The organism is Nostoc sp. (assembly GCF_036919815.1).
GTDB lineage: Bacteria > Cyanobacteriota > Cyanobacteriia > Cyanobacteriales > Nostocaceae > Nostoc.
In genome coordinates this window covers 104,438-124,465 of the sequence record NZ_JBALCE010000091.1, presented here as the reverse complement: position 1 = coordinate 124,465, position 20,028 = coordinate 104,438, and the positions used below count along the sequence as shown (strand labels likewise).

Below are 20,028 nucleotides of genomic sequence, written 5' to 3'. Positions count from 1 at the left end.
TTCTTCTTCATCACAGGTGATGCGTTCTCGACGGCGAGCGATCGCAGTTTCCATTGGCAATACACGGGTAAGTTTGGCGACATTCCCATGAATATTAGGTTTAATTTCTACCCCGCAGTTTTCACAAGTATCACGAAAATCGCCGTCGTGATAATACCCGCAATTAGCGCAAACACTTACCCTTTTATACTCGCTTTCAATGCCACCAACAGGAATTTTAGTTTTGGCCACCATGAATTTGCTACCTTCCTAGTTCCTGTCCGCTTCTACCAGCGCGACCGCTACGTTGGGCGTAGTTGGCGGGACTAGGAGGAACATTCCGCAGATGGACAACGCTGAGGTCGGAAATGTCTATCCCCAATTCCATCGTGGGGAAGCAAAATAATGCTGCTAATTGTCCTTGACGAAATTTATCTTCTCGTTCTTGGCGGTCTTTATTACTTACTTGTCCTGTATGTTCTCGCCCTTCCATTGCTTGAATTTGGCGGGCATTGGTTTGATAGAATTCTTTAAAAAAGCTGTTAACAAGGATTTTAGCTTTTTCGTTCCCTTGTAAGCGCCGGGATGTTAAAGGATCAAGGGGGATTTCGCTGAGTGTTGTAGCTTTCCACAGTAGAGAACTAATTTGTAGCTGTACCTCTGATTTTTGTTGGTATAAAAAACCAGCATCACACAAGGCATTAATTAAGGTACTGATTAACCCTCTTTTGTCACTCTAGGCAGAGGAAAAGTAGAAATAAGGGATATTGTAGTTTTGAAAAATCGAACGATTTAGATTATTGACAAGCATTTGAAGTTTAAAAAATCCCTCAGATAATTTAGGAACTGTAAAGACTTTTAGCCAAGCTCTGGGAATATGTTTTGATAAATTTGACAGTATTTGTCTATAAAGTTGACTGTGGATATTGCCTGACGAGGCTCTACCATAATACAGACCTCAGTTCTGGGGTTTGCTCTTAATTATACTATGGCGAGAGTGACAAAAGAGGGTTAATCCAGGCTAGTTTGGAGATGGCGAATAAACGCACTGCTTCGTCATCTATGTGTAGGGGTGTGGCGATACGTACCCGACCATCAGGGGGATGCACTGCTAAATGTAGGTTTTTAATGTCTTTCCTGGCAACGTCTATGATGAGTTCACCGATTGTTATTTGGTGCATTTTAATACTCACTTTGGCTTTTGACTATTTCAAAAATGTGATCTGCGCTTCGCAGCAGCGCTTCGCTATCGCAATCTTCCGAAGAATCTAGATGTTGTTTAATCACATTTTTTACTTCGCGTTCTTTTATTGTCTTTCCCCGCCAACCATCTTTTTTGGTTTTGCAAATGGCTGCATCTATCACTAGGGCTAATACTTCATTTTGATTTAGGTTGTCATATAACGCCCTTTTAGCGGGAGAGTTCAATGATTGAGGATACTGTGAGGAACTGCTAGGTTGAACAACTTGTTTACTTAACTCAACAATTTTCTGCAAGTAGGCTTGATAGTCTTGGCTGGCTGCTTTTCGGACTTGGATTAACTCATCCAGCAGCGTGGACATTTATGTCGAAGTATTTGGGGTTAGTTGGCTGCTGAGCAATAATGACTTTGCGTAAGTTATTTTCGATGGTTTCGGCTACAGCTACTTTGTTTTGTTTGATGCTTTTGGGTAATGCCTCAACTGCATCTACACCGCGATCGACAATCAACTGAATTAGTGTCATATCGTCAAAGGCTGAGATAACTTCGCTTTCTTCTGCACCGATATAGCTATCAATCAAGTGACGCATGGCGGGTTCATAGGTTTTTAAGTCGATATAATCGCCACTGCGTAGTTTTACTTCGGCGCGTACCTGTTCGTAATATTTAACTTCTTGTTTAATAATTTCGATTTCTGCTGGGGTATATCCGGCTTCCACCATGTCATTAGCTAGGTTGGCGTAGGCTCGAATTAAAACGGCTGTGTACTTATAGAGTGCAAGGCGTTTTTGCTGGTTGTCTTTTAGCTTGTTTGGCTCGTCGTTAGCACCACCAAAATAGCGTCCATAAGCATCCGTGTCTTTGGGGGCTGCTACTGGTTCACACAGAGCTTTGATGCTTTCTCTGGTAATTTCTAAGCGCTCCCTACCCTTGATTAATCTGTCGCAAGTTCGGTTGTTGCTGCTGCGATGGTGGTTTGCAGTCCAGGAGATAGGCGTTCGTTACCCAGCAAATACCAAAGCCAGATGTGGGTATCAAGTAATAGCTTCACTGGAGTGCTTCCCATGTGGTAGCAGAGATTACTGGAGCAATTACGTCTCCCAATATTTCGCCGCTACCCTTCATTACTCCAAATGCTGGGCGTTGGGGTTGAGGAGTGGCAGGATAGATAATAACTAAGGGTTCTCCGTCATGGGTGACGGTTACGGGTGTTTTAGTGCGTTGTATTTCTGCAAATATTTGTTGCAGGGTTTCAGGTAGTTCGCTAGTAGCAATGTGTTCCATAGTACGGTTTAGCTCTTATTCCTGCTTCTATAGTTAAGTATGATTAATTTATAATTTCATTATATTGGTTAGGATCATCTAGATTATTTTGTATCTTTTTAATATCTGCAAATATTTGCTCTCTGCTGACATTATCTAACCATTGATGACGTTCTTGGGTGTAGTCTCTTTTCCCACTGTCAAGTAAATGAATAAATCGCACGGCATCAGCATAACCCAAAGCATCTACTAGGGCTTGAAATCCTTTTCTACATAATTCAATCCGGGTCATTTTCTTCTCCTTCTACTTTTAAGCGTGTTTTTCCTGTTAGTAATTCTTGCATCATGCCCTGTTTTATAGTTTTGTATTTATCGCGCTTTTGTTCTAAGGCTGCGATTTCTGCATCCATGTCGCTGAGGACTTAGGCGATCGCTTTTTGTTCGGGGAGAGAAGAGACGGGAATTTTAAATTTACTAATCCCTTTTACAGTTAATTGTGGTTGTGCGCTTCCAAATACAGCCCTATCAATCTGAGTTTGGATTCCCCATAGCTGATAAATTCAGGATGGGCAAAAATACAGGCTTTCACCTCCGAACTTGGAATTTTCAGCATCAAGTAACCTGGACGATCCGCGATCGCAAATAATTCCTGTTGCAGCGTCGGGTAAACCTGCCAATAATCGCTTAAAGCTTCAATATCTTGCTTGGGTATCCCCCCCAAAAGATGCGCCTCAATATCCTGAATATCTTCCTCTTCCTGAGAGTCGATATAACGGGGAATATTCAGGTTGTACTCATTGGCCTCAATTTCCCCAAGGGACACCATCCGCGAATATTTCGCCACCTCAAGCTGTTTGTTGAAGACATCAACAATTTTATGAATATCTTGCTCCCGCAGGCGGTTTTTATTGCCGTCTTTAACAAATCCCTTGCTGGCATCAATCATAAAAATGCCTTGGCGATTTTCGGCATTTTCTTTGTCTAAAACAATAATGCACACAGGAATACCTGTCCCAAAAAATAAGTTCGGCGGTAGCCCAATAATCCCCTTGACAATGCCCTTGCTAATCAGATTTTTCCGAATTTCCGCCTCTGCATTCCCCCGAAACAGCACCCCATGCGGCAGAATAATCGCACCTTTGCCATTGCTTTTGAGTGATCGCACTAACTGTTAAAAAGTGTAAGCGAACAATCGGAATTTGAAACCAATAAATAAAACAGAAATATAACTAATAAATAAATCACAAAATTACGTAAATCTATAACAAAAGATTCAGAATTGGAGGAACAGTCAGGTCGTCTTGGATCATCAGCAGACTCTTTTGTAAAAGAGGTTTATTCTGCATGGCTTACTTTATATCAAAAACGAGAAAAAAGCTCAGAAAAAAGATTCGCTATGCAATATGGGTGAATCGAAATTAACCCCTTTATGTAAATACTGTGGAATGGGTTAGTTTAACGTTTGAGAAAGCGTATTCTTTCTGACCCTGGTAGCTGCCAACTCTACCTATGCGGTCATCTAAATGTTTGTTAGCAGTAATTGCTTGGTTGACACTCCCCGACCTCAAGGCACGGGGAGTGTCATTACCTCTTACTTTACAACAAAGTAAGGGTACGGGTATACCGTCACGGTGGCTACCGAACTACCACCCCCTAATTTTTATTTTTGGCAGGTCAAAGCGGGGGCAAAATCCCTGGAGTGCTGCCAAATGGCTAAAACTCCTGTCTACACAGGGTATTACTATTTTAGTCATGAATAAAATTTTATTCATTGACTGTAGAAAATAGGAATTAAAGAAGGGTTGTCAATTTTGCTTTCAGAAGCCCTTGTTGGCAAGAGTTTTCACGAGTGCGATTTCCAAAGCCCTCTCGTTAGGTGGTGGGTTGAAAGTACAAGAATCCGGATATTACCCAAATTTGGTTTGAATGTTTCCAAAGCCCTCTCGTTAGGTGGTGGGTTGAAACTTCATTATCGCCGAAGTCGGCGCTTTGGCTATATAATTTTGTATTAGGGTGGTTTGAACAAAAAATGTTTCGCGCAGTCCCCACCTAAAAATACTATAAAAACATCTACATTTTAGGTGGGGTTAGCGAAACCGATATAAAAAGGCGTTGGCGGAGCCTAAGAAGAGAAGCAACAATATTTTCTGATTCCATGTTATTATTTTAGTAATTAGTTTTTGCGGTACTGTAAAAGTTTTATAACTGGAGACATAGACCAATTTCACTAATTATTTATAAATAGTAAAAAGTCATTATATCAACAATACTTTTTACTAGGGTGAACGCACGTCAAAAGTTCCAACGACACACTGAGAACGCCAGTATCCCTGGTAACGCAGAGAAGTCTTAAAACTTCAAAGCGCAAGAATCCTCAAGTATAATCTCTGATTTAGTTGGGGTGCGTTCAAAGGAGTGCTGCGATCGCACGTAAGACGCAGCTATTTTATAGTAGCGGAGCCTCTGCTTGGGTGAAAACAAGAAAAGAAGAGGTAATAGATTTTTGTAATTAGACTGTAAATAAAGCGCTTTAAAGCTACTCTTGTAATTCAAGACCCTTGGGCTTGCTGTAATCTATTAAATTAGAAAACATATATTTGTCCGAGTTTTACAGGCTGATTTTGGACAATAATTCTTTAAAACTGGTTTCAACTCTGGACAATAATTATTTAAAACTGATTTGATTGCTGAAAGCCACGGAAATACGTAACTTATGTCCCTGAATTCTGTAAAATTGGACAATAATTCTTTAAAACTGACAATAATTATTTAATGGACAAATGGAGAATAACGGATTTGAACCGATGGCCTCTGCGGTGCGATCGCAGCACTCTACCAACTGAGCTAATTCCCCAAAATCTGCGCCAAGTCAAGAGTAATATTACTCATTAACTCAATACACTCTCACCATATACTATTCTAACATTCAGTTACCGATTGCTGAGGCTGTTTTTGGGAATAAACCTTCTGTACGCGTTCGAGTTCCAAATCACTGAGATAATCAACAGTCCAGTTACAGCAACGCTGAAGCATGTGGAATGGGTATGTATTCGCTACACCTACAACTTGCATTTGCGATCGCTTCGCAGCTTCAATACCTGCTGGAGTATCTTCAATTGCCAGACACTCGTATGGTTGAAGATTCAATTCGGGATATTCTTTATTCAGCTGTTTTACTGCCAGTAGATAACCATCGGGTTCTGGTTTACTGGTGGTGATGTCGTCACCCGCGACGATAATTTTAAAATGTTCGGCTAGTTTAGCGCGATGGAGTACCAATTCTATTTCTTGGCGAATCGCACCACTAACTAATCCTAGTTTCAGATGACGCGATCGCACTTGAAATATTAAATCTTCTACACCTGGATATAAAGGCAGTCTCTCGATTTTCTCTAGTTCCACCGTATAAGCTTGGGCTTTGCGGTAAAGCAACTGACTTAAATAGTTTTCCTCAGCTACTCTACCACGATTAGCGAGTAATTGCCCAAAACAAGCGCGATCGCTGCGTCCTAAAGAAGCTTGACGCTCGTCAACCCGTTGCGGCTGGAGATTTTCTTCAATGAGAATCTCATCTATCAGTTGCAGGTGGATTGACTCATCGTTAATGATCACACCATTAAAATCAAAGAGAACTGCCTTTAAACTCATGCCATTATATGCCAAACGCTGGAGATCCAAGCCCCTCCAAATCATTATTATCTATTGATGTGGGAGTGTACTGACGGATATTTTCGGTTGCAATCGGTTTAACGCCGCTAGTTACCTGATTTATCCACCATACATCCTGCGTAGGCGTAGCCCGTCGTAGACATCGCACAGCTTCAAATCCGGCTGCACCCATATTCGCGTCTACGCTACCAGCACCATACTCACGAATATATGGCTCCTCAAAAACATCATTAAGCCATTCTAACTGACGCAGAGTTTTTTGATTCCCATCTAAAATTAATACTTGCCCTCCAGTTACCAGCAACCGGAAGCTTTCCCGCAGAATTGCTAAGGAAACCGCATCTGGTGTTTCGTGGAATAGCAAAGAAGCTGTCACTAAGTCAAATGTTGCGTCACTCAAACCAGTTTTTTCAGCATTTCCGTGTCGCCAGACTATATCTAAACCAGCATTTCTAGCTTTATCTTCTGCCCTTACCAACATATAGGGTGATAAATCCAAACCAATAACTTCCGCTTCGGGGAAAGCCTGCTTTAACATTAAAGTAGTGGAACCTGTGCCACAGCCTAAATCAAGTATGCGTCGTGGTTTTACCTTAACGGCATCAACTAAAGCCTGACGGACAATACTTTCATTGGGTGGTAGAACATATTGGATAATCGGATCGTAAGTAACTCCTGCACCGTAATTGAGATATCCGTCAGTAATACTGTGGAAGTTTTGGTTGGTGTAGTACGGGGGAATCGTGACATCATCTCGTCGAAAGCGACCGCACTCTTTCTCCCAGTCAATACTATCAGCGTAACGCTTCAAGCCGTCTTCATCAATCAAAAGACGTACTACAGGGGATAAAAAACGTTCCCAAATTGTATCTTGACGTACTGCCATATTCTGTGAGAACTCTAAGAGGTTGTTTAAGCAGAGTGATTTTCTTTACAAATTTTAATATATCTGGAAAATATGTGCTTTCTTTGGAGCGATCAACTTGACGCTTGTAACTTATTTTGTTACATTTGTAGTATAAAAATGTAACTCCTAAAAGTAGTTCTTCAGCTTCACGAAAATTGAGGGAGAAAAATGAAAGACAATACAACATTTAAATTGCTACAACTAACTAGGTAATGGGTTATAAAGCAATGTGGTTCGGATAAGATCCCCCCGCCTGCGGCGACCCTCTTAAAAAGGGGGTAAAAGAGGGTTATGAGCAAGCCTTTTTAAGGGGGATTGGGGGGATCTTCAAAATATTAAGACGCTAACCGAACCGTAATGGGTTATAAAGCATAGCGATAATTATCACTGCCCTATGCCCAAATCTAAAATTTAAAATCCAAAATAGAAGAGATTATGCCCTACGAAAAGTTAGAAATTAGCACACCAACACCCGTTTTTTCTTGGGCAAATCACTCTTTAGGCCCAGAAGAAACTAAGATGGCAAAGAATGTGGCATCGCTACCATTTGTGTTTAAGCACGTAGCCTTGATGCCAGATGTTCACTTAGGAAAAGGTGCCTTAGTGGGTTCTGTAATTGCGACCAAACAGGCAATTATACCGGCTGCTGTTGGTGTGGATATTGGTTGTGGTATGAGCGCTATCAAAACATCATTTACCGCCGAACAACTAGAAGGTAAACTGAAGAAAATCCGCCTGGATATTGAAGCAGCAATTCCTACTGGATTCAACGAAAACAAAGACGTTGAAAAATCTGTCACCAACTGGCAACACTGGGATGATTTTAAAGACTTGCATCGCGGGGTACAAGACCTACAAAGTAAAGCAATGAAACAGATGGGTTCTCTCGGTGGAGGAAACCACTTTATTGAAGTGTGCCTTGATACAGAGAATCAGGTTTGGCTAATGCTACATTCTGGTTCACGCAACATCGGCAATAAACTAGCCCAATGTCATATTCACACAGCCAGAGAATTAGCAAAAATGGCAGGTAATAAATTATCTGACCCTGATTTGGCTCACTTTGTCGCTGGTACGCCAGAATTTCAAGCATACTGGCACGATTTGCAATGGTCACAAAACTATGCGCGTGTCAACCGCGATGTGATGATGGCGCGTTTTAAGCGTATTGTCGAGAAGCATTTAGGAGGTGGGAAGGCAACTAAACCTTTATTGCAGGTTAATTGTCATCACAATTATGCCGAAAAAGAAGTGCATTTTGACGAGGATGTATACATTACTCGTAAGGGTGCAGTCCGCGCCCAGACTGAAGACTATGGGATTATTCCTGGTTCGATGGGCGCAAAGTCTTTCATCGTTAAGGGTAAAGGTAATGCCCAGAGTTTTTGTTCTTGTTCCCACGGTGCAGGGCGTTTAATGTCTAGAAATAAGGCAAAAAATATCTACACACTTGATGATTTGATTGAGCAAACTCAAGGCGTAGAATGCCGTAAAGATGAGGGTGTGTTAGATGAAATTCCTGGTGCTTATAAGCCGATAGAACAAGTTATGAAAAATCAAGCGGATTTGGTTGAGGTTGTAGCAACACTAAAGCAAGTTCTTTGTGTGAAAGGATAAATTTGTAGGGTGGGTAATCTCCACCTTTTTTATTTTTTTAAACACAGAGGTACGCTGAGAGAAGTGCAGAGGTACGCTGAGGAAGAAATAATTATTTTAAGTGAATCGACTGAACAAATAGAGGCATCTGCTAGTGCTAGTGAAAATAAATTAATGACTGAGGCTGCCCAATTATTAGGGTGCAAAGTCTACTATATCCCGCGAGATTTTGAACGGTGTGGTACAGCAGAAAATGCTCTTTGGCACATTCCTAACTATCCTCAAGCAACTGCTGGTATCTGAATAGGATATATTCCTGAGTTTGAGCGTTACAAAGCCATATATCATGGAGCTTTGGCTAAGGGCATAAAACTACTCAATACTCCTTTAGAACACCAGACAGCACTAGAGTTTGACCTATTTTACCCTCACTTAAAAGGATTGAAGCCGGATGTCTACATAGCACAAATTACAGCTTTATCAACAACAGAATAAGGAGTTTGGTGTGATGCTCTTATCTTTTTTGTTCTAGCTTGTAAGTGATTAATCGCTCTAAGCTTCGACTCTATTCAGCCAATTCATCAAATCAGCTTCACTGGCGAAATCTAGTAATACTTCACCCAAATCCTCTAACTCAGCCAGGGACAACTCTTGCAACCGAGATTGTAACTGAGAATTAATTGAGCCAAGCCGACGAGTTAATAGACGCATCATTAGCCTCAGTTCTGATTGCCTTCCTTGTTCAATGCCTTGTTCAATGCCTTGTTCAATGCCTTGTTCTCTCCCTTCTTGAAGTCCTTCTTGGAGAATTTCTTGATAAATGGCAGATTCTCTCATATCTTCTCTCCTCAAAAACTGACGAATGAGTTCTGGCTCAAATACCAACCCTGCTAGTAGTTGGGTACATACCGAAATACTCTGCTTGGTGGCTGCTTCTTCAATCATACTCACCTGAACTGCTACCTGTTGAAGTAAGCTTTGAGGAGAATCTGTTCGCGCCAAAGTTGCTAGAGGTAATAAACCAGGAGATAACATTAACGGTTCTGGATCTTGTTCCCAGATTCGGATGACGCGGTAACGGTGGGTAGTATTGCGGGCAGTAAATTCATTTACAAATACACCTTCTGAAGTTGTCGGTTTAAGGAAAATCACTACCTGCTCGATATCGCAATTGTATTGTCGATATAGCCGCACCCAATAGTCCAACATCCGCAGTGGCAAGGGTGGAGTCGATGCTGGTAAGGTTTGAAACTCTAAATGCAGTATTTGATTGGCAGTTTGCAAAAAGGTTACTGAATCGGCACGAATTGGTTCTTGATTTAATTCTGTTTTGAGAATCTGGATATCTGTTGCATCAGATGCGAGTAAGTAGCGGATAAAATCTTCTGGATACTGCTCAACCAGATATTTCAGGGTATTGTCGTATGTCACTTTGATATCAGTTTGGACATAAGAAATTTAAGTTTATACGAATTTGAAAAAAGAATGTAACAGATACAAAAGAAGGAAACCCAGATTAAATCAGGCTTTCTTAATTTTGAATTGGTATTAGTTATTGTTTGTTGTTAGCGCTACTCTACGAAAAACTGCTGCTCGCTCATAGCGCTAACATTTAAATTTGGTGTCTTTTCAAAATTACATTGTCAAAGATTGAGGATTTGTCTCAATCAATTTCGCTAAATCTTGCAAGAACGCCGCAGCATTAGCACCATAAATAATCCGGTGGTCAGAAGTAATATTCACCTGCATTTGTTGCCGCACGCCAAATAAACCGTCGGGTGTTGCTACCACTTGCGGACGGGATGCCCCGATCGCTAAAATTGAACCTTGTCCAGGCGGCAAAATCGCATCAAATTTGTCTACACCAAACATCCCCAAATTGGACAGGGTAAAAGTACCACTGTTATATTCTTGGGGCTGTAATTGTTTTGCCCTCGCACGTTCTACCAAAGACTTCCAAGTACGCGATAGAGAATATATATCCACTGCGTCGGCATTTTGCAGTACAGGCGTAATCAATCCGCCATCATCCATCGCTACTGCTACGGAAATGTTGATATCAGAATGATAGACAATTCCCTGATCTGAGTAGCTAGCATTTAACAATGGGTGTTTTTGCAACGTCACCGCTACAGCTTTCGCCAGTAGCGCTGTCATTGTCACGCCTTTGGATTTAATTTGTTTATAAAGTTTGTCTAATCCATCGGTGGTAATTGTATAACCGACACGGAAGACGGGCACGGATATGGTAGCTACCATGTTCCGCACTACAGCATTTTGGAAGGTAGTTAAAGCCACGACTTGACCAGGAACAGCCGCTACTACGGTTGTGGGTGCTGGTGTTCGAGGTGCTGGGGGTGCAGGGGCGCTGGTTGATACGGGTGCTGCTGGGGCAACTGGGGCAGTTGTGGGTTGTTTGCCCTGATTCGATAATGCTTCTACATCTTCGGCGACAATGCGACCGTGGGGGCCACTACCTTCGAGTGTAGTTAAATCAACTTTGAGTTCTTTGGCTAATTTACGGGCGCGGGGTGAAGCTACAAGCCTTCCTTCTTTGTGGTTAGACCCGTTTTGAGACGCTAAGGCAGGTGTTGCAGATGAGGCTGTGCCGGCGGCGATTGGTTCAGGGGAAGAGGTAGCACTAGCAGCCACGCTGCCGGAATTGGCAAGAGATTTCGCCTGTTCAATTTCAGCTTCCGTTTCGGCAATAAAGGCGATCGCAGATCCTACCGGGGCAGTTTCACCAGCTTGCACTATGATATAGGCAAGAAATCCCTCATAAAAGGTTTCTACATCCATATCTGCCTTATCTGACTCTACAACCACCACTGTTTCGCCTTTTTCCACCTTGTCACCTGGCGATTTTACCCAGGAAACGATTTTGCCTTCCGTCATGGTAGAACTCAGCGCCGGCATAAATACTTCGTGAATGCTCATAGGGTGGTTTGGGAATCAATGGTTTATGGACTTTAACAGCTTTTATCAGATCGAATTGTATCTTGGTGGGAGAGTTTTGGACTGGAGATTTTATATTTTGGTTGGGGAGTAGGCAGTGGGGGAGATGTAGCTTTAGCTTTCCTACGGAACGCTACGCGAACCCGCAGGGTGGGAGATGGGGGAAAGTTCCTAACTCCTAACTCTACCGATTTTAGATTTCTCCTTCAATCCAAAATCCAAAATTCAAAATCTAAAATTGAATAACTCCTAACTTTAGGAACCTAAATATAACTTAGAGGTCTATAATACACAGCTATCCTCAATGATTACTCAATATCTCGTTTTAGTCGTTAACTTGCAAAAACCACCACGAGTTGCTCACAGATTAAATGAGATTGCTATTTATATTTTTCATAACCATTGCTTAATATACAGGAGCTTCTCACAGGTAGAGGATATGGGATACAGTTCAATCTAGAATTCAAAATTGGTAATAAACCTATTTGAAATTCCTGTTTACTTTTATGTCGGCCAACTTGAAATTCTTTTTGATTGTGATACTGAGTATCTTTGCCACTGCTGGCGCTGGAGTTTATATTATCCAGCGCCAGCCATCTGCACCGATTATTGAGACTAGTGATCGGCAAACCCAGCAGGTGGCAGCAATCCATCAGTCTCAACAGGTTGTGGGATACTTAGAGCATTCAGATTATAAAACTATACCTCTAGAAAAAATCAACTCATCTCTCCAAGGTAGTGATCCTGCTACCCTTGCCCTGAATGCCTTTGACGACATCGCATCAGTGGGAGGAACGCGAAAGGTAGAGGTAGCTTATCCGCAACGAAATCAGTCCTTTGTGACGATTACGGAAATCAAGCGGGGTGATGATTCAGTTGGTACAGTTAAATATCGAGTTGAGATGACCACCTTTGGGCGATCGCTTTTTATTAGCTCTCCTCCAGTATGGCAAATTGTTTGGGCTGGAGTGAGGAGTTAGGAGAGACGCGATTAATCGCGTCTGTACAAGAGTTAGGAGTAGAGACGTGATTAATCGCGTCTGTACAAGAGTTAGGAGTAGAGACGCGATTAATTGCGTCTACAGGAGTTAGGAATTTAAACTCATAACTCATAACTCCTAACTCCTAAATTTTTAAATGTCGCCGCGAATTTCTTCTACAACGCCATCGCGTAGAACGATTTCGACCTGCATTTTGCTAATTAGGTTATCACCGATTTCTACCCGGAAAAAGCCTTCCATTTGGAATTGGTTAACTTCCTGATCCTGTTGAAGAAACTGCACTTGCTGGAGGTTTTGCAACAACTGATTTTTCTGCTCTAGCAGTTCACTTTTCTTTTGATTGACTTGGAGTTGGATATTGTCAATTTGTTGGAGAGTTTGGGGTCCAGGTGGTTGCAGACTCTGCTTTTGAATTGCCGCGACTGCTCTTTGTCCTTCGACTTCTAGCTGTTGCAGTTGCTGGTCGATTTGATTGATTTGCGTTTGCAGCTGCTGTTGTACTTCCTCTTTCCACAGGGGAGTAACAATGACTTTGACGTTAACGACGCGTTTCAGAAGCAAATTAGATTTGGAGACATCCATAAATATTTCACGTTCACTCTTGTAGTTGGCAGGTGGAATCATCAGGCAAACATGCCGTCAATAATATCGCGATAGCGTTCGGTGACGACGTGTCGGCGAACTTTTAGTGTTTGTGTCATCAAGCCGTTTTCGATGGAAAACTGTTCCAGAATGAGTTTGAACGTCCCGATGCGGTCATCCGGTCGAAAGCCTGGACGATTTTGCACTTCCCGATTCAATTCTTGCCGAAATAAATCCTGGATCATTTTACTCTGTAAGTCAATTTTTTGACTAGGTGAGGGAGTAACCTGATCATTCTGCGTATCCACTATCAGATTCTGGCTTGCTGCCCATTTTTCTAGGGCTTCGAGATTGGGGACAATTAAGGCTCCCAGGCTACGCTGATCTTGGCCGACGAGCATAATTTGATCGATGTATGGCGATCGCAAACACGCATCTTCAATTGGCTGCGGCTCGATGTTCTCCCCGTTAGTCAATACAATCGTATCCTTCGCCCTGCCAGTCAGCACCAAGTCGTTTTGTGGTGTCAGCCAACCCAAATCGCCGCTATCAAACCAACCTTCAGCATCAATTGCTTTCGCTGTCGCTTCAGGATTTTGGTAATAGCCTTGCATTATTTGCGGTCCCTTCAACAATACTAAGCCTCGTTTCTCTATTGGTAAAGGCGCTTTTGTCTCAGGATCTACGATTTTAGCTTCTGTAGCCGGAAGTGGTTGTCCTGATGCACCAATCAAATTCCGCCAAGGACGCCGCACATGAGTAACAGGAGAAGTTTCTGTCAAGCCATAGCCTTGCAAAATCTGCACACCAATAATTTCAAAGAAGTTATCTATGTGTCTAGGAAGCGCACCCCCGCCGCTAATCATCTGCTTAACTTCTCCTCCTGTGGCTTCCCGCACCTTGGCATAAACCAGTCGTTCTCCCAAGGCATGGAGGGGTAATAAAGCTGATGCTTGTATCCTAGCTGCTAATCGTTCGACGGTTGAAGCATGAAGATTATTTAAACTCAACCCTTGAGCAACTCGCCGCGCTTTGATATATTTTTCGCTAATGCCCAATAAAAAGTTAATTAGGCGTTGCTTATTTGCTGGTTGTTCGCGGAACTGCTTTTGTACTCCTTCATAAATCGATTCCCACAGGCGGGGTACACCCACCATGTAGTTCGGTTTAAATTGTCTCAAATCTCCTTTGACGGAGCGCAAGTTGGTATAAACTTGCGTACAACCTTGAGATAGTAGGTAATATTCAACAGCTCGTTCGTAGCTGTGCCAGGAAGGTAAGATACTGAGAACCATATCGCCCACGTTTGGTTGCAATACTGTCCCCATAGTTATTATTTGATGCATCAAATTGTTATAAGACAGCATTACACCCTTGGGTTTGCCCGTGGTGCCAGAGGTGTAAATTAGGGTTGCTAGAGCGTCACGATTTTGCAAGACTTGCACAAAATTATGATTTACCCCAATTTCGATCAACTGTACAAAGTTCAGCACCTTGAGAGTTTCGTCTGTTGGTGCTGCTTCGTCCGAAAGTAAGATTATCAGTTGAATTGGTAAATCATTGAGGCGATCTTGCAGTTTTTTAAGTGTCTTCAAATCCTCAACTACTATTGCCGTACTGCCACTATTAGCGATGATAAACAGCAGTTCTTCTTTTTCCGCTTGGGAGCTACGCACGGCATCAACTCCCCCAGCCGTCATTATCCCTTGATCGGCAATAAACCAGCGAGGACTGTTGTCAGCAATTAGGGAAATGCGATCGCCTACCTTTATTCCCAACGCCTGCAACCCAGAAGCAAATAGTTGCATTTGCTCTGCTAGCTGGGTATAAGTAATCACTACCTCTGGTTTAGCGTGAGGGCTACGGAGGGCGATAACATCACCAAATTGTTGAGCTGCCAAAGGCCAAATTTCTGGCAGCGATTCTACATTTGTGTAATCTACCAACCGCTTTAAGTCCTGGCGTTCTCGCTCACTGATGTTAGATAAAAAAGAAGACGCGGTTTGGGTTTTTGACATAACACCTTACCTAAATATCGTAAACTGATCGTTTTCCAGTTTATTTTGTTATTACGCTACAATGACCATCCTTATTATCCACATTCCCTTCTGTATATGATAATTCCAGGAATTCCACGTTTATATTTACAAAAATTTATGTTAAAGTTAATTTACATAGAGTGCAAGCAATGATTGTGTTTGCATCTAAGAACAGCGATGTCTACGACGGTCTACGCCTACGTTTCACAGGAGATGATTACCTATGAATTTGATAGACACTATACTGCTAACGCTGCTCAATATTGCTGCTTGCGTGGCGTTCCCTAAACTTGTAGCTATCCTTCTGGCTGATAAAACCAAACTTACTGAAGCGTTGCCGAATGGTTCCAAATTACAAACTGCCAGAGTCAAACTTACCAGTTTTCCTTATTGTACAGCTTATGGATTGACAGGTAGCCAATTTTGTAAATTTAGTCCTGATTTCTGTGCAAAGTGTTCTCCAAATTGATGGATTGTTTGCAAGTAAATATTACTTGGTATTTGAAGAAGACTTCAGAGATAACTCTGAAGATAAAGCCCTGGCGATTAGAAATAGCGGCACTTTCACGAAGTCCGCCTAGTGTCCAAGCTAGTAATTACTATTACTAAGAATTCCTACAAGTACCCTGACTAATTCTTCTAAGCCTTCTGGAACGCGATAAAGTTTAGTATCTTCTATGATATGTTTTTCCCGTCTTTGCAATAGTCCAAATTTCCAATCATATCCATTTGTAACAGCTCCATATAATATAGGGCTAGGGAAATCTACCCACTGGTCTAGTGCTAGTAATTCTATCGCCAGTTGACTAAATCCTCTTTTTAAATCTGATTGTTTTGCCTCAAGAACTAAAAGTGAATTCTGCGAAACTAGATAATAATTAAATGTACCTTTAAGCTGTTCATTAACATTAACAGCGTACTCAATATAAAGAATAGATTGTGTTTGGTCACAAACTTCTACAAGAATCGGAGAAATTAGCATTTCTCTAATAGCTATTTCTGCAACTGAATCAAAAATGGATATATTACGTTTTAGATAGCGATTTAGAAAGTCTAAATATGTTATTTCCCTTAGATAAGTAGGTAGTTCTAGTTGCTTGTTTTCATAGCTACAATTAAAATCTACGAGAATATCTTTGGTTATATAAGGTAGCTCAAAATATTTGCTAAATGTATAGCTTTGCCCAGGTTGGATAATCCGCTTACTAGTCATGTTCTACTCCCTGGTTTCAGTTCTGATTTAAGTCTAGCCAAGATCCAGCAGATTCAAAATTAAAAAATAAATTTTATACAGGGAAAAACTGGTCTACAGTACAGCTAAAACCAGCTAATAAAGGAGAACTTATATTATCACTACTAAATAGGGTTTCTACCAACTTAAGTTGATTTTGTTCGCGTCGATAGACTTCTAGTTTACGCGATCGCCAATCAGCAATCCAATATTCTTTTACTCCTCTGGAAGAATAAAGTTTAAGTTTAGCTTCCTTATCCCGTCTTTCGTCTGATTTGCTTTCAGACAAAACTTCGACTACTAAATCTGGTGCGCCAGTTAAATGTCCCGCTTCATCCAATGTTAGGGTCAAGGTTTCTTTAGTAGCCCAAACTACATCAGGAATCACGTTATCTGATTCGGAAAACAAAACGCCGGGGTTGATTACAGCTTCCCCTAAACCAGTAGACTCTGACCAAACATCAAGTTGTCGGAAAATTTTCCCACAAGTTTGCTGATGTTTAAAATGAGGTGCCCTGGTCATAAATAATTCTCCATCAACTATCTCGTAGCGCGTCCCTTCATTTTCTGCGAGGAGTTCCACATCGTGAATTGTCCAATGTACTCCTGTATTAAGCATTTGACTCATCGGCTAACTCCTTTAATCTGGCTTTTGTGTATAGCGTTTCTCGTTTGTATGAAATACACTCTGACCTCACTTCCATTCCTCTCTCCTAAAAGGAGAGAGGCTTTGATGAATCTTACTCCCCTTCCCTACAAGGGAAGGGGTTGGGGGTTCGGTCTGTATTAGACTCAACCCAGAAGCGCTATATTTTAATCATAAGATTTAAGTTTAACTTCCTTATCTAGTTTTTCAAAAAATAAATATATGAGCAAATAGTAAGACTTAAACAAAATGCACCAAATAAAACACAAAACCAGCCGCCCAGCATCAGAAGATTAAAGTTGTCTTGAGTGAGTGTCAGAAATTTCTGTTGAGAATCGTTTAGAAAGGGATTAATTTTGTCAGCAACTTTTTGTGCTGATGGTTGCCAGTATGAGGGTTGAGAAATGCGATAGTCTTCCCCATTCTTAATAACAGGGTTGACATAATATCGGTTCTCTCCACCATCATGAATTGCCTTAACTTTTACGCCCATCCACAAATCTAATTCAGAATAGATTTTTACAGAGGACTCCCACCAATCTCGATTAGTCAACTGACAATTGATCTGTTTTGGTGTTCGCTCACACGAGAAAGTTGTAATCTTCTCTGGTGCAGATATTAACTTGACTCCAAATGCAATAAGCGAAACACAAAAAAGCAAATATATAAAGTTAAAGCAATGCATTGATTTTGGCATATTTGAGAGTTTTGATTTCTCTCTCACGTTCATTTTATTGTCATTCATAACGAACCAATGATTGTTTTGGTTTGTATTACTCGTCCTAAGCAAATCATCACTTGCGATTTTCGCGCCGCCACTTACACCGTACTAAGCGAATTTCATCAAAACTGTAGCTTTCACCTAGTTGTTCTTTGATCGGAGTCAGGGAAATGTCCCCGAGTACTTCTAAAATTTGCCAAATTTTTTGTTGATGTTCTAGAGGTATTAATTGATTTAAATCAACTGGCTGATTTTTCTCAATTAGTTTTTCTAGATGACTGCTAACTGTTGCCGGACTAAGGTTGCGTTTTTGGGCAATTTGAGCAATATTTAAACCTTGTTGATGCAATTGTAATGTCTGTAATTCGGTGTAAGAAGATGAGTTGGGAGAGGATACATAATTATTATTAACAGATTTATCTTGCAAACCTTTTTCTTGGCGGTAGGCGCAAATTTCTGTAATAAACCTTTCGCCATATTGAGCGAGTTTGTGACTACCTACACCAGAAAGTTTGGCAAATTCAACTAAGGTTTGGGGTTGTACCTGTACCATCACTTTTAAAGTGGAATCGTGGAAGATGACGTAAGGCGGTACAGATTGTTCATCAGCTAATTGTTTACGTAGCGATCGCAACTTCTGTAATAATACTTCTGCAACTTCTGCTTTTTCACTCCCCTGTTCCCAGGTAATCTTTTCTACTGTGGTTACAGCTAGTGAAACTGGGCGTTGTTTTCGCATTACTTGCCAACTTAAGGCATTTAGTTTTAAAACTGAGTAACCATCGCTAGTTTGTTCTATTAACCCTTGATGTAAAAGCGATCGCCCCAACATTCGCCATTCATCTAGAGTTCTATCTTTACCAATACCATAAGTAGAAAGTTTATCGTGTTCGTACTGGATAATTTTGTCTTTTTTTGCCCCCCGCAACACATCAATTATGTGTAGCATTCCAAACCTTTCTTTGCAACGCGCCACACAAGATAAAAACTTCATGGCTTCAATTGTCCAATCTTGCATGGGTTTGGGATGACGACAATTGTCACAGTTACCGCAATTCCCAGCAAACCTTTCTCCAAAATAACCCAGTTGAATCGTTCGCCGACAATCAGTGCCTTCAGCATAATCGATCATCTGCCGCAGTTGTTGTTTGGCAATCAACTGTTCTTGAGGGTTAGTTTTTTGATCAATGCTCCATTCAATTGTTTTAACATCACCAAAGCTGAAAAATATTGTACACCGAGATGGTTCTCCGTCTCTACCTGCCCGACCCGATTCTTGATAATAACTTTCTATATTTCTGGGCATATCAAAGTGAACTACCAACCGCACATCTGGTTTATTAATTCCCATCCCAAAGGCGACTGTTGCCACCATAACTCGGACATCATCTCGAATAAATCGCGTTTGATTACTACTACGTTCCTCATCACTTAATCCGGCATGATAAGGCAAAACAACAACCTGATCATTTTGCAGTTTAAAAGTGAGTTCATCAACTTTTTTCCGAGTTAAAGAATAAATAATTGTCGAACCTTCAGTTTCTCGAATTAGTTCTAACAATTCGGCGTAAGCATATTTAGTTTTAGGACGAACATCGTAATAAAGATTTTCACGGTTAAAACTGGCGAGATGGATGCTAGGTTGCTTCAGCCCCAATTGTTGAATGATATCACTACGAACGCGATCGGTTGCTGTGGCGGTGAGGGCGACGGTAGGAACATCAGGATAGCGTTTTCTCAGAGATTTTAACTGGCGATATTCTGGACGAAAATCGTGTCCCCATTCAGAAACGCAGTGCGCTTCATCAATAGCAAAGCTAGAAATACCGATTTTTTCTTTAACTAAATCCAGAAACGGTAGAAACCTTTCACTGAGGAGACGTTCCGGGGCGACGTATAGTAATTTTACTTTCCCGTTGAGGATGGCTTCTTCCCGCGATCGCACATTGTAAGCATTCAAACTGCTATTCAGAAATGTCGCATTAATATTATTATTTCGCAGTGCTTCTACTTGGTCTTGCATCAAAGCAATTAACGGCGACACCACTACCGTTAAACCATTTTTTAACAACGCTGGTAGCTGAAAACACAGAGATTTCCCCCCACCAGTCGGCATCACAACCATTAAATCTCGATTTTGCAGCGCCTCTTCGATAATTTGCCGTTGTCCAGGGCGGAATTGGTCGTAACCGAAGTGATATTTTAGCGCTTGTTCGAGATGGGGATACTGAAGCATA

General features: G+C 41.4%; 25 protein-coding genes and 1 tRNA gene. 5 read left to right on the top strand and 21 right to left on the bottom strand.

What is annotated here, in order from left to right; genetic code table 11:
* The 10 genes from V7K15_RS21850 to V7K15_RS21810 all read right to left on the bottom strand — a co-directional run.
* A partial coding sequence (locus tag V7K15_RS21850) for a hypothetical protein (RefSeq protein ID WP_334908688.1) occupies positions 1-234 on the bottom strand: 234 nt, incomplete at its 3' end.
* A gap of 7 nt (positions 235-241) precedes the next feature.
* Positions 242-676 carry a helicase-related protein gene (locus tag V7K15_RS21845; RefSeq protein ID WP_334908686.1) on the bottom strand — a complete coding sequence of 145 codons (435 nt, stop codon included), beginning with the start codon at positions 674-676 and terminating at the stop codon, positions 242-244.
* Positions 677-965: 289 nt separating this feature from the next.
* Entirely contained in the window at positions 966-1,160 is a 195-nt protein-coding gene (locus tag V7K15_RS21840; protein WP_334908684.1) for a hypothetical protein, read from the bottom strand.
* Position 1,161: 1 nt separating this feature from the next.
* Positions 1,162-1,542: a hypothetical protein gene (locus tag V7K15_RS21835; protein WP_334908682.1), complete on the bottom strand. Its 381-nt coding sequence runs from the start codon at positions 1,540-1,542 to the stop codon at positions 1,162-1,164.
* On the bottom strand, positions 1,523-1,903 hold the full coding sequence (locus tag V7K15_RS21830) for a hypothetical protein (RefSeq protein WP_334908680.1): 381 nt from the start codon (positions 1,901-1,903) through the stop codon (positions 1,523-1,525). Before V7K15_RS21830 ends, V7K15_RS21835 begins: the two co-directional genes overlap by 20 nt.
* 325 nt (positions 1,904-2,228) lie before the next feature.
* The gene (locus V7K15_RS21825; protein ID WP_334871108.1) at positions 2,229-2,465 is read right to left on the bottom strand and encodes a type II toxin-antitoxin system Phd/YefM family antitoxin; all 237 of its coding nucleotides are present in this window, start codon (positions 2,463-2,465) and stop codon (positions 2,229-2,231) included.
* A gap of 43 nt (positions 2,466-2,508) precedes the next feature.
* The gene (locus V7K15_RS21820) at positions 2,509-2,736 is read right to left on the bottom strand and encodes a hypothetical protein (protein WP_334908677.1); all 228 of its coding nucleotides are present in this window, start codon (positions 2,734-2,736) and stop codon (positions 2,509-2,511) included.
* Positions 2,723-2,854, bottom strand: a complete 132-nt coding sequence (locus V7K15_RS21815; RefSeq protein ID WP_334908675.1) for a hypothetical protein — start codon at positions 2,852-2,854, stop codon at positions 2,723-2,725. The genes V7K15_RS21820 and V7K15_RS21815 overlap by 14 nt, the downstream gene beginning before the upstream one ends.
* A gap of 12 nt (positions 2,855-2,866) precedes the next feature.
* Positions 2,867-2,974 carry a restriction endonuclease subunit S gene (locus V7K15_RS30070; RefSeq protein ID WP_442949708.1) on the bottom strand — a complete coding sequence of 36 codons (108 nt, stop codon included), beginning with the start codon at positions 2,972-2,974 and terminating at the stop codon, positions 2,867-2,869.
* On the bottom strand, positions 2,935-3,609 hold the full coding sequence (locus V7K15_RS21810; protein ID WP_334908673.1) for an N-6 DNA methylase: 675 nt from the start codon (positions 3,607-3,609) through the stop codon (positions 2,935-2,937). The genes V7K15_RS30070 and V7K15_RS21810 overlap by 40 nt, the downstream gene beginning before the upstream one ends.
* Before the next feature lie 344 nt (positions 3,610-3,953).
* Between V7K15_RS21810 and V7K15_RS21805 the strand changes: the two genes are divergently transcribed.
* Positions 3,954-4,232: a hypothetical protein gene (locus tag V7K15_RS21805; protein ID WP_334908671.1), complete on the top strand. Its 279-nt coding sequence runs from the start codon at positions 3,954-3,956 to the stop codon at positions 4,230-4,232.
* Between the two features lie 993 nt (positions 4,233-5,225).
* Here the strand turns inward: V7K15_RS21805 and V7K15_RS21800 are convergent.
* The 3 genes from V7K15_RS21800 to V7K15_RS21790 form a co-directional block, all read right to left on the bottom strand.
* Positions 5,226-5,298: transfer RNA gene (locus V7K15_RS21800), tRNA-Ala, on the bottom strand.
* 65 nt (positions 5,299-5,363) lie between these two features.
* A complete protein-coding gene (locus tag V7K15_RS21795) occupies positions 5,364-6,092 on the bottom strand; it encodes an HAD family hydrolase (protein ID WP_334908669.1) in 729 nt (242 codons plus the stop codon).
* A gap of 4 nt (positions 6,093-6,096) precedes the next feature.
* Complete coding sequence (locus tag V7K15_RS21790) at positions 6,097-6,999, bottom strand: class I SAM-dependent methyltransferase (protein WP_334908667.1); 903 nt, start codon at positions 6,997-6,999, stop codon at positions 6,097-6,099.
* A 456-nt stretch (positions 7,000-7,455) separates the two neighbouring features.
* Between V7K15_RS21790 and V7K15_RS21785 the strand changes: the two genes are divergently transcribed.
* Entirely contained in the window at positions 7,456-8,637 is a 1,182-nt protein-coding gene (locus V7K15_RS21785) for an RtcB family protein (protein ID WP_334908665.1), read from the top strand.
* 63 nt (positions 8,638-8,700) lie between these two features.
* Positions 8,701-8,919 carry a hypothetical protein gene (locus V7K15_RS21780; protein ID WP_334908663.1) on the top strand — a complete coding sequence of 73 codons (219 nt, stop codon included), beginning with the start codon at positions 8,701-8,703 and terminating at the stop codon, positions 8,917-8,919.
* Between the two features lie 249 nt (positions 8,920-9,168).
* On the opposite strand, the gene V7K15_RS21775 is transcribed toward V7K15_RS21780, so the two are convergent.
* Both V7K15_RS21775 and V7K15_RS21770 read right to left on the bottom strand, forming a co-directional pair.
* Positions 9,169-10,047 carry an Rpn family recombination-promoting nuclease/putative transposase gene (locus tag V7K15_RS21775; protein ID WP_334908661.1) on the bottom strand — a complete coding sequence of 293 codons (879 nt, stop codon included), beginning with the start codon at positions 10,045-10,047 and terminating at the stop codon, positions 9,169-9,171.
* A 204-nt stretch (positions 10,048-10,251) separates the two neighbouring features.
* A complete protein-coding gene (locus V7K15_RS21770; RefSeq protein WP_334908659.1) occupies positions 10,252-11,553 on the bottom strand; it encodes a dihydrolipoamide acetyltransferase family protein in 1,302 nt (433 codons plus the stop codon).
* Positions 11,554-12,077: 524 nt separating this feature from the next.
* Between V7K15_RS21770 and V7K15_RS21765 the strand changes: the two genes are divergently transcribed.
* Positions 12,078-12,551: a hypothetical protein gene (locus V7K15_RS21765; protein ID WP_442949707.1), complete on the top strand. Its 474-nt coding sequence runs from the start codon at positions 12,078-12,080 to the stop codon at positions 12,549-12,551.
* Between the two features lie 153 nt (positions 12,552-12,704).
* On the opposite strand, the gene V7K15_RS21760 is transcribed toward V7K15_RS21765, so the two are convergent.
* Together V7K15_RS21760 and V7K15_RS21755 are read right to left on the bottom strand one after the other, a co-directional pair.
* Positions 12,705-13,154, bottom strand: coding sequence for a YlqD family protein (locus tag V7K15_RS21760; protein WP_334832538.1), 450 nt, complete (start codon positions 13,152-13,154; stop codon positions 12,705-12,707).
* A 41-nt stretch (positions 13,155-13,195) separates the two neighbouring features.
* On the bottom strand, positions 13,196-15,172 hold the full coding sequence (locus V7K15_RS21755; protein ID WP_334908657.1) for an AMP-dependent synthetase/ligase: 1,977 nt from the start codon (positions 15,170-15,172) through the stop codon (positions 13,196-13,198).
* Positions 15,173-15,416: 244 nt separating this feature from the next.
* Between V7K15_RS21755 and V7K15_RS21750 the strand changes: the two genes are divergently transcribed.
* Positions 15,417-15,662, top strand: a complete 246-nt coding sequence (locus tag V7K15_RS21750) for a hypothetical protein (RefSeq protein ID WP_334908655.1) — start codon at positions 15,417-15,419, stop codon at positions 15,660-15,662.
* A gap of 120 nt (positions 15,663-15,782) precedes the next feature.
* Here the strand turns inward: V7K15_RS21750 and V7K15_RS21745 are convergent, their stop codons facing one another.
* From V7K15_RS21745 to recQ, 4 genes are all read right to left on the bottom strand, one after another.
* Complete coding sequence (locus V7K15_RS21745) at positions 15,783-16,406, bottom strand: hypothetical protein (RefSeq protein WP_334908653.1); 624 nt, start codon at positions 16,404-16,406, stop codon at positions 15,783-15,785.
* A gap of 73 nt (positions 16,407-16,479) precedes the next feature.
* Positions 16,480-17,052 carry a Uma2 family endonuclease gene (locus tag V7K15_RS21740; RefSeq protein ID WP_334908651.1) on the bottom strand — a complete coding sequence of 191 codons (573 nt, stop codon included), beginning with the start codon at positions 17,050-17,052 and terminating at the stop codon, positions 16,480-16,482.
* 217 nt (positions 17,053-17,269) lie between these two features.
* Positions 17,270-17,815, bottom strand: a complete 546-nt coding sequence (locus V7K15_RS21735) for a hypothetical protein (RefSeq protein ID WP_334908649.1) — start codon at positions 17,813-17,815, stop codon at positions 17,270-17,272.
* A gap of 49 nt (positions 17,816-17,864) precedes the next feature.
* Entirely contained in the window at positions 17,865-20,027 is a 2,163-nt protein-coding gene (recQ, locus tag V7K15_RS21730; RefSeq protein WP_334908647.1) for a DNA helicase RecQ, read from the bottom strand.
* Position 20,028 lies beyond the last annotated feature (1 nt).

What these genes read in the sequence shown, in the direction of transcription:
- V7K15_RS21840 (WP_334908684.1), bottom strand. Translation starts at nt 1,160, where the DNA reads ATGCACCAAATAACAATCGGTGAACTCATCATAGACGTTGCCAGGAAA.
- V7K15_RS21835 (WP_334908682.1), bottom strand. Translation starts at nt 1,542, where the DNA reads ATGTCCACGCTGCTGGATGAGTTAATCCAAGTCCGAAAAGCAGCCAGC.
- V7K15_RS21830 (WP_334908680.1), bottom strand. Translation starts at nt 1,903, where the DNA reads ATGGTGGAAGCCGGATATACCCCAGCAGAAATCGAAATTATTAAACAA.
- V7K15_RS21825 (WP_334871108.1), bottom strand. Translation starts at nt 2,465, where the DNA reads ATGGAACACATTGCTACTAGCGAACTACCTGAAACCCTGCAACAAATA.
- V7K15_RS21820 (WP_334908677.1), bottom strand. Translation starts at nt 2,736, where the DNA reads ATGACCCGGATTGAATTATGTAGAAAAGGATTTCAAGCCCTAGTAGAT.
- V7K15_RS21815 (WP_334908675.1), bottom strand. Translation starts at nt 2,854, where the DNA reads ATGGATGCAGAAATCGCAGCCTTAGAACAAAAGCGCGATAAATACAAA.
- V7K15_RS21805 (WP_334908671.1), top strand. Translation starts at nt 3,954, where the DNA reads ATGCGGTCATCTAAATGTTTGTTAGCAGTAATTGCTTGGTTGACACTC.
- V7K15_RS21795 (WP_334908669.1), bottom strand. Translation starts at nt 6,092, where the DNA reads ATGAGTTTAAAGGCAGTTCTCTTTGATTTTAATGGTGTGATCATTAAC.
- V7K15_RS21790 (WP_334908667.1), bottom strand. Translation starts at nt 6,999, where the DNA reads ATGGCAGTACGTCAAGATACAATTTGGGAACGTTTTTTATCCCCTGTA.
- V7K15_RS21785 (WP_334908665.1), top strand. Translation starts at nt 7,456, where the DNA reads ATGCCCTACGAAAAGTTAGAAATTAGCACACCAACACCCGTTTTTTCT.
- V7K15_RS21770 (WP_334908659.1), bottom strand. Translation starts at nt 11,553, where the DNA reads ATGAGCATTCACGAAGTATTTATGCCGGCGCTGAGTTCTACCATGACG.
- V7K15_RS21765 (WP_442949707.1), top strand. Translation starts at nt 12,078, where the DNA reads ATGTCGGCCAACTTGAAATTCTTTTTGATTGTGATACTGAGTATCTTT.
- V7K15_RS21760 (WP_334832538.1), bottom strand. Translation starts at nt 13,154, where the DNA reads ATGGATGTCTCCAAATCTAATTTGCTTCTGAAACGCGTCGTTAACGTC.
- V7K15_RS21755 (WP_334908657.1), bottom strand. Translation starts at nt 15,172, where the DNA reads ATGTCAAAAACCCAAACCGCGTCTTCTTTTTTATCTAACATCAGTGAG.
- V7K15_RS21750 (WP_334908655.1), top strand. Translation starts at nt 15,417, where the DNA reads ATGAATTTGATAGACACTATACTGCTAACGCTGCTCAATATTGCTGCT.
- V7K15_RS21745 (WP_334908653.1), bottom strand. Translation starts at nt 16,406, where the DNA reads ATGACTAGTAAGCGGATTATCCAACCTGGGCAAAGCTATACATTTAGC.
- V7K15_RS21740 (WP_334908651.1), bottom strand. Translation starts at nt 17,052, where the DNA reads ATGAGTCAAATGCTTAATACAGGAGTACATTGGACAATTCACGATGTG.
- V7K15_RS21735 (WP_334908649.1), bottom strand. Translation starts at nt 17,815, where the DNA reads ATGAATGACAATAAAATGAACGTGAGAGAGAAATCAAAACTCTCAAAT.
- recQ (WP_334908647.1), bottom strand. Translation starts at nt 20,027, where the DNA reads ATGCTTCAGTATCCCCATCTCGAACAAGCGCTAAAATATCACTTCGGT.